A 5,040-nucleotide genomic window follows, 5' to 3' on the forward strand; every position below is an offset into this window, starting at 1 on the left:
TGACATCAAACATTGAAGCAAAAACTGTTACCTATGTCCCCGAACATCTGTAACCCTTGACTCCGGTCTATACACCCACAAGGGGAGAGGGGACTTTCATGCTCCCCTCCCTTTATGGGAGGGGCTGGGGGAGGGCAAAGATTCTGATTTTACATCTTTCGATGGCGCAGCAATTTTCTTACCGCGCGCATCCGCTGCATCCGCGTCAGTCGCGTTTTATTTAAGGTTCAGGTTCAAATGCCTGGGTCAGATCCTCGATCAGATCATCCCCATCCTCAATTCCCACAGAGAGGCGCAGGAGAACGTTGTTGATTCCCAACCGGGCACGCAATTCCGGTGGGATATCCGCATGGGTCTGAACTTCGGGGAAGGTCATCAGTGTCTCTACACCACCGAGACTTTCGGCAAAGGAGATCAGCTTCGTTTTCAGCAAGAGCTGCTCCACCAGTGAGTGCTCATCCACCTCAAAGGCGATCATGGCCCCGAAGCCTTTTGCGTCACGCTGCATCAGCTCATGGTCTGGATGGTTCTCCAAACCGGGGTAATAGACTTTGGTCACGCGCTGATGGGAGGCAAGCCAGCGGGCGATTCTCAAGGCATTTTCCTGCTGGCGGTCCAACCTGACCCCCAGGGTTTTCATGCCGCGGATGACCAGCCAGGCGTCTTGTGGCCCCAGCACGGCTCCAGCGCCATTCTGATGAAAGTAGACCTGCTCTGCCAGTGCCGGATCTTTGACTACAACCAGTCCGGCAACGGTGTCATTGTGGCCGGCCAGGTATTTGGTGGCGCTGTAGATGGTAATGTCCGCCCCCAGGTCAAGGGAGCGCTGCAGATAGGGAGTCAGGAAAGTGTTGTCGGCAATCAGCAGCAGGTTGTGTTGCCGGCAGATGGTCGACAGTGCCGGCAGATCGGCGAATTTCAGCAGCGGGTTGGTCAGGGTTTCAACAAAAACAGCTTTGGTGGCAGGAGTGATGGCGGCCTGCACCGCATCATTATCGGTGGTGTCCACATAGGTGAAACTCAGGTTGTACTGGTTGAAAATGCGGTCGAACAGTCGACAGGTGCCGCCGTATAAATCCTCGGTGACAATCAGGTGATCGCCGCTTTTGAAGAGAAACAGCAGGCTGGTGATGGCTGCCATGCCGGATGAATAGGCAAATCCGCGGCAACCGCCATCAAGGCGGGCGATGCCGTTTTCCAGGGTTTGACGGGTGGGGTTGCCGGAGCGGCTGTAATCGAAACCGGTGCTCTGGCCGAGTCCGGGATGCCGGAAGGTTGCCGTCTGGTAAATGGGTACTGTCATTGCGCCGGTGCGGGTATCCCACTCCACTCCGACCTGCACTGCTTCTGTTGCGATCTTCATGTGCTACCTCCATAAAAAAATCCCCTTCCGGGGTTGGAAGAGGATTCTCAATGATTCTCTCTTCGCTATCTCCCGGGATCTTGCGATCCCGCTGGAATTGGCACCTTCCCTTAAGGGGTTGCCGCGACATCGCAGGGCCAGTCCCTCCGTCGCTCTTGATATCGAAATATTATGTGCTTCTTATGTATGATTGCTGCTCAAAACTAACATCACCAGACTAAATGTGTCAACAATGATTTACCCGGTTCTTGATGTTTTTTGTTTTGAGGATCTCCATTTTTTTTAAGGGGTTTATCCCTGGACGATCCCGCCCATGCAGAGGTACTTCACCACCATGAATTCTTCAATGCCGTATTTCGATCCTTCCCGGCCGATTCCCGATTCCTTGACGCCACCAAAGGGAGCGACTTCTGTGGAGATCAGGCCGGTATTGATGCCTACCATCCCATACTCCAGCGCCTCCGCAACTTTCCAGACACGATTGATGTCCCGGCTGTAGAAATATGATGCCAGGCCGAACTCCGTGTCATTGGCCATGCGGATCGCTTCGGCATCGGTTGTGAATTTGAAAATCGGGGCCAATGGTCCGAAAGTTTCCTCCCGGGCCACCAGCATGTCGGGGGTGACATCGGTGATGATGGTCGGCTCGAAGAACGATCCCCCCAAGGCATGCCGCTTGCCTCCCAGGACGATCTTGGCTCCTTTGGTAACAGCATCGGCGATATGCTCTTCTACTTTTTCGACAGCACCCATATCAATCAACGGTCCCTGCTGGACCTCTCCGGCCAATCCATCACCGACTTTCATGCGGGCCACGGCCGCAACCAGCTTGTCCGTGAAGGCCTGATAGACCCCGTCCTGGACGAGCAGCCGGTTGGTGCAGACACAGGTCTGGCCTGTATTGCGGTATTTGGAAGCCACTGCCCCCTCAACCGCGGCATCCAGGTCAGCATCATCAAAAACGATGAAAGGGGCGTTGCCACCCAGCTCCAGTGAGACTTTCTTGACCGTGGTGGCGCATTGGGCCATGAGCTGCTTGCCGATCTCTGTAGAGCCGGTAAAGGTTAATTTGCGCACAATCGGATTGGAGCTCATCTCGTTGCCGATGGCGGCAGCCGAACCGGTGATGACACTGAACACTCCGGCAGGGATGCCGGCCCGTTCACCAAGTTCAGCCAGGGCCAGGGCGGAAAAGGGGGTGGCAGTAGCCGGTTTGACCACCATGGTACACCCAGCTGCCAAGGCGGGCCCTGCCTTGCGGGTAATCATCGCGGCAGGAAAATTCCAGGGGGTGATGGCTGCACAGACACCGATCGGTTCCTTTATTACCACAATGCGTTTGTCGGCGGCGTGGCCCGGGATTGTGTCGCCATAGATGCGTTTGCCCTCTTCTGCAAACCACTCGATGAAGGAAGCGGCATAGGATATCTCACCCTTTGATTCTGCCAGTGGCTTGCCCTGTTCTGCAGTCATGATGATGGCCAGATCATCCTGGTTGGCCATCATCAGGTTAAACCAGCGCCGCAGAATTATAGAACGTTCCTTGGCTGTCCTGGAACGCCAGGCAGGCAGGGCGGCCTCGGCGGCTGCAATTGCCCGGCGTGTCTCTTCGGTGCCCATGCGGGGGATGGTACCCAGTTTTTCCAGCGTGGCCGGATTGGTGACGTCAATGACCGCGCCGTTGTCGGCATCCTGCCATTGGCCGTTGAGGTAACATTTCTGTTTCAAAAGGGTGGGGTCTTTCAATGCAAGCATGTGAACCTCCGCAAATTGGGATGATTTTAGAGTTCAGGGATCATGGTGTCGGCGGGACATTTATGGTCATTACATAATCATCCATTACATAACCGTTGCCGATGTCGTTGACGACTTCTTCGGTAATCTGCCAGCCGCTTCGCTCATAGGCGCGGATTGCCTTTTGATTGTTCTTGTTCACGTTGAGTACGATTCGAATGGCTCCTGTGGCCTGTGCGATTTTTTCCACCTCTGCCAGGGCCAGACTGCCTATTCCCCTGCTGTGATATTCAGGCAGCAGGTACAGCTTGTGCAGCTTTATCGTCTGGTCGCCATAGGGTCCGGCAGCCAGAAAACCGATCATGGTTGTTCCCTCTTTAATCGCCAGCCAGGTCACACCTTGCTTCATCTCCTCATTGATTAGCTTGGAAGTGTAGCCGTGCTCCAGCATGTAATCGATCTGCTGCACGCTTATCATTGTGGGGTAATGGGCATGCCAGATGCGATGGGCAAGGGCGATCATGGTTTTAATCTCAGCTGGATCAAGGGGGGAGAAGGTGATTTGGGGCATATTGGTGGATCCTTTTGTAGTGGGAGTTAAGATGAAAACTATAGCATTTACTGGAGTGATTGTCAGAGCCTTGAATCTATAACCCTGTGGAACGCCTTTTCTCCCGTAGTTCAGGCATTAGTAAAGAAAATATTAATTATGTCAAAACATTAATTTGAGCATTCGGAAGAGTCTGGCAGGGATGGGAAAAGGGCATGTTCATCAGGGATGATGGACTGATACCAGTTTCCTGAATAACTCCAGATAAAGTTTGGCCTCGATGTGCGGTGAAAAGTGCGACAACACATACTCTCGGGCACGACGACCGGTATCACTGCGCAAAGCTGCATCCCGGGCCAATTGCATGACCATGCTTCGGAATTCATCCTCGCTGCGGTACAACCAGCCGGTCTCACCGCTGCGTACCAGCACCTGATTGCCGGGAATGTCGGCAGCAAGGACCGGTCGTCCCAGGGCCATTGCTTCCAGCAGACTGTTGGGCATGTCCTCGTAGGAAGAGCAGTTGAGTACCAGGTCGGCTCGGGCATACAGGCTGCCCATTTGTTCATGGGGGACTTCGCCTAGCCACACGGCATGGGGGGACGCAGCAAGCTCTTCACTGACGATGGCGGCATAGCCGGAGTCAATGACGCCTCCTGCGACTACCAACTTCAGTTTTGGCAGGTCGCCGATCAGCGGGACGAGAGCAGCCAGGGGAAAAAGTATGTTCTTGACCGGACGAATGGCAGCCGGGAGCAGGAGAACGAAATCGTCTGGAGAGATACCGGGCCAGGAGAGCCGGCTGCACGGCGGCGCTGCTATCCCTTGCGGAATGATGGCTATTCTGCCGGAGGCTGCGGGGAAATATCTGGTTACCTTTGCTGAAACGGCGGTGTCGAAACAGGCAATTGCAGTTGCCCGCGCCATGGCGAATTTCATGGCGTCGGTATCGCGGAACCTGACTTCATTGATGTCACTGCCGGTTATTGTTATGACGCAGGGCACCCCCAGTTGCTCTGCCAGATTGGAGGCAACTTCTCCGCAAATCCCCGCGTGAAATGCATGGATCACATCGGGAACATAGCTGTCGATCTGCTCCCGGATTCCGGCGGGGGATGTGGTATCCATGGGAAGCAGCGTGACATCGGCGCCAGCTTCGATAAAGCCGCGCGAAATGCGCTTGACAGTGGTGATGTTGCCCCGCATGGGACCGGTTGAGTAGGGGGCGATGATGGCAATACGCATGAAGGCTTTCTTGGGTGCAGCCGCAGGTCGGCTTGCAGTAATTTTTTCGACCATATCAAGTCTCTGGAAAACTCAGGTTGTTCAAAAATAGCGACCTACGCCCCCTTCGGGGCCGATTTTTCGCAGAGTAACTTCAGTAGTGCCGCTT

The 5,040-nt window shown here is 54.6% G+C and carries 4 protein-coding genes and 1 riboswitch; all 4 genes read right to left on the bottom strand.

Going from position 1 to position 5,040, the window contains the following annotated elements; genetic code table 11:
• Window positions 1-220: 220 nt before the first annotated feature.
• The 4 genes from KJB30_RS17755 to KJB30_RS17770 all read right to left on the bottom strand — a co-directional run bounded on the left by KJB30_RS17755 (window position 221) and on the right by KJB30_RS17770 (window position 4,946).
• Complete coding sequence (locus tag KJB30_RS17755) at window positions 221-1,363, bottom strand: trans-sulfuration enzyme family protein (RefSeq protein ID WP_214301706.1); 1,143 nt, start codon at window positions 1,361-1,363, stop codon at window positions 221-223.
• A gap of 62 nt (window positions 1,364-1,425) precedes the next feature.
• A riboswitch (SAM riboswitch) is annotated at window positions 1,426-1,528 on the bottom strand.
• Between the two features lie 126 nt (window positions 1,529-1,654).
• Window positions 1,655-3,118, bottom strand: coding sequence for an NADP-dependent succinate-semialdehyde dehydrogenase (gene gabD, locus KJB30_RS17760; RefSeq protein WP_214301707.1), 1,464 nt, complete (start codon window positions 3,116-3,118; stop codon window positions 1,655-1,657).
• A 40-nt stretch (window positions 3,119-3,158) separates the two neighbouring features.
• The gene (locus tag KJB30_RS17765; RefSeq protein WP_214301708.1) at window positions 3,159-3,668 is read right to left on the bottom strand and encodes a GNAT family N-acetyltransferase; all 510 of its coding nucleotides are present in this window, start codon (window positions 3,666-3,668) and stop codon (window positions 3,159-3,161) included.
• Between the two features lie 201 nt (window positions 3,669-3,869).
• A complete protein-coding gene (locus KJB30_RS17770; RefSeq protein ID WP_214301709.1) occupies window positions 3,870-4,946 on the bottom strand; it encodes a glycosyltransferase in 1,077 nt (358 codons plus the stop codon).
• Window positions 4,947-5,040: the final 94 nt, after the last annotated feature.

It is taken from the genome of Pelotalea chapellei (genome assembly GCF_018531195.1).
Classification (GTDB): Bacteria; Desulfobacterota; Desulfuromonadia; order Geobacterales; family Pseudopelobacteraceae; genus Pelotalea; species Pelotalea chapellei.

Coding starts and splice junctions, on each gene's coding strand:
- KJB30_RS17755 (WP_214301706.1), bottom strand. CDS start 1,363: ATGAAGATCGCAACAGAAGCAGTGCAGGTCGGAGTGGAGTGGGATACC.
- gabD (WP_214301707.1), bottom strand. CDS start 3,118: ATGCTTGCATTGAAAGACCCCACCCTTTTGAAACAGAAATGTTACCTC.
- KJB30_RS17765 (WP_214301708.1), bottom strand. CDS start 3,668: ATGCCCCAAATCACCTTCTCCCCCCTTGATCCAGCTGAGATTAAAACC.
- KJB30_RS17770 (WP_214301709.1), bottom strand. CDS start 4,946: ATGGTCGAAAAAATTACTGCAAGCCGACCTGCGGCTGCACCCAAGAAA.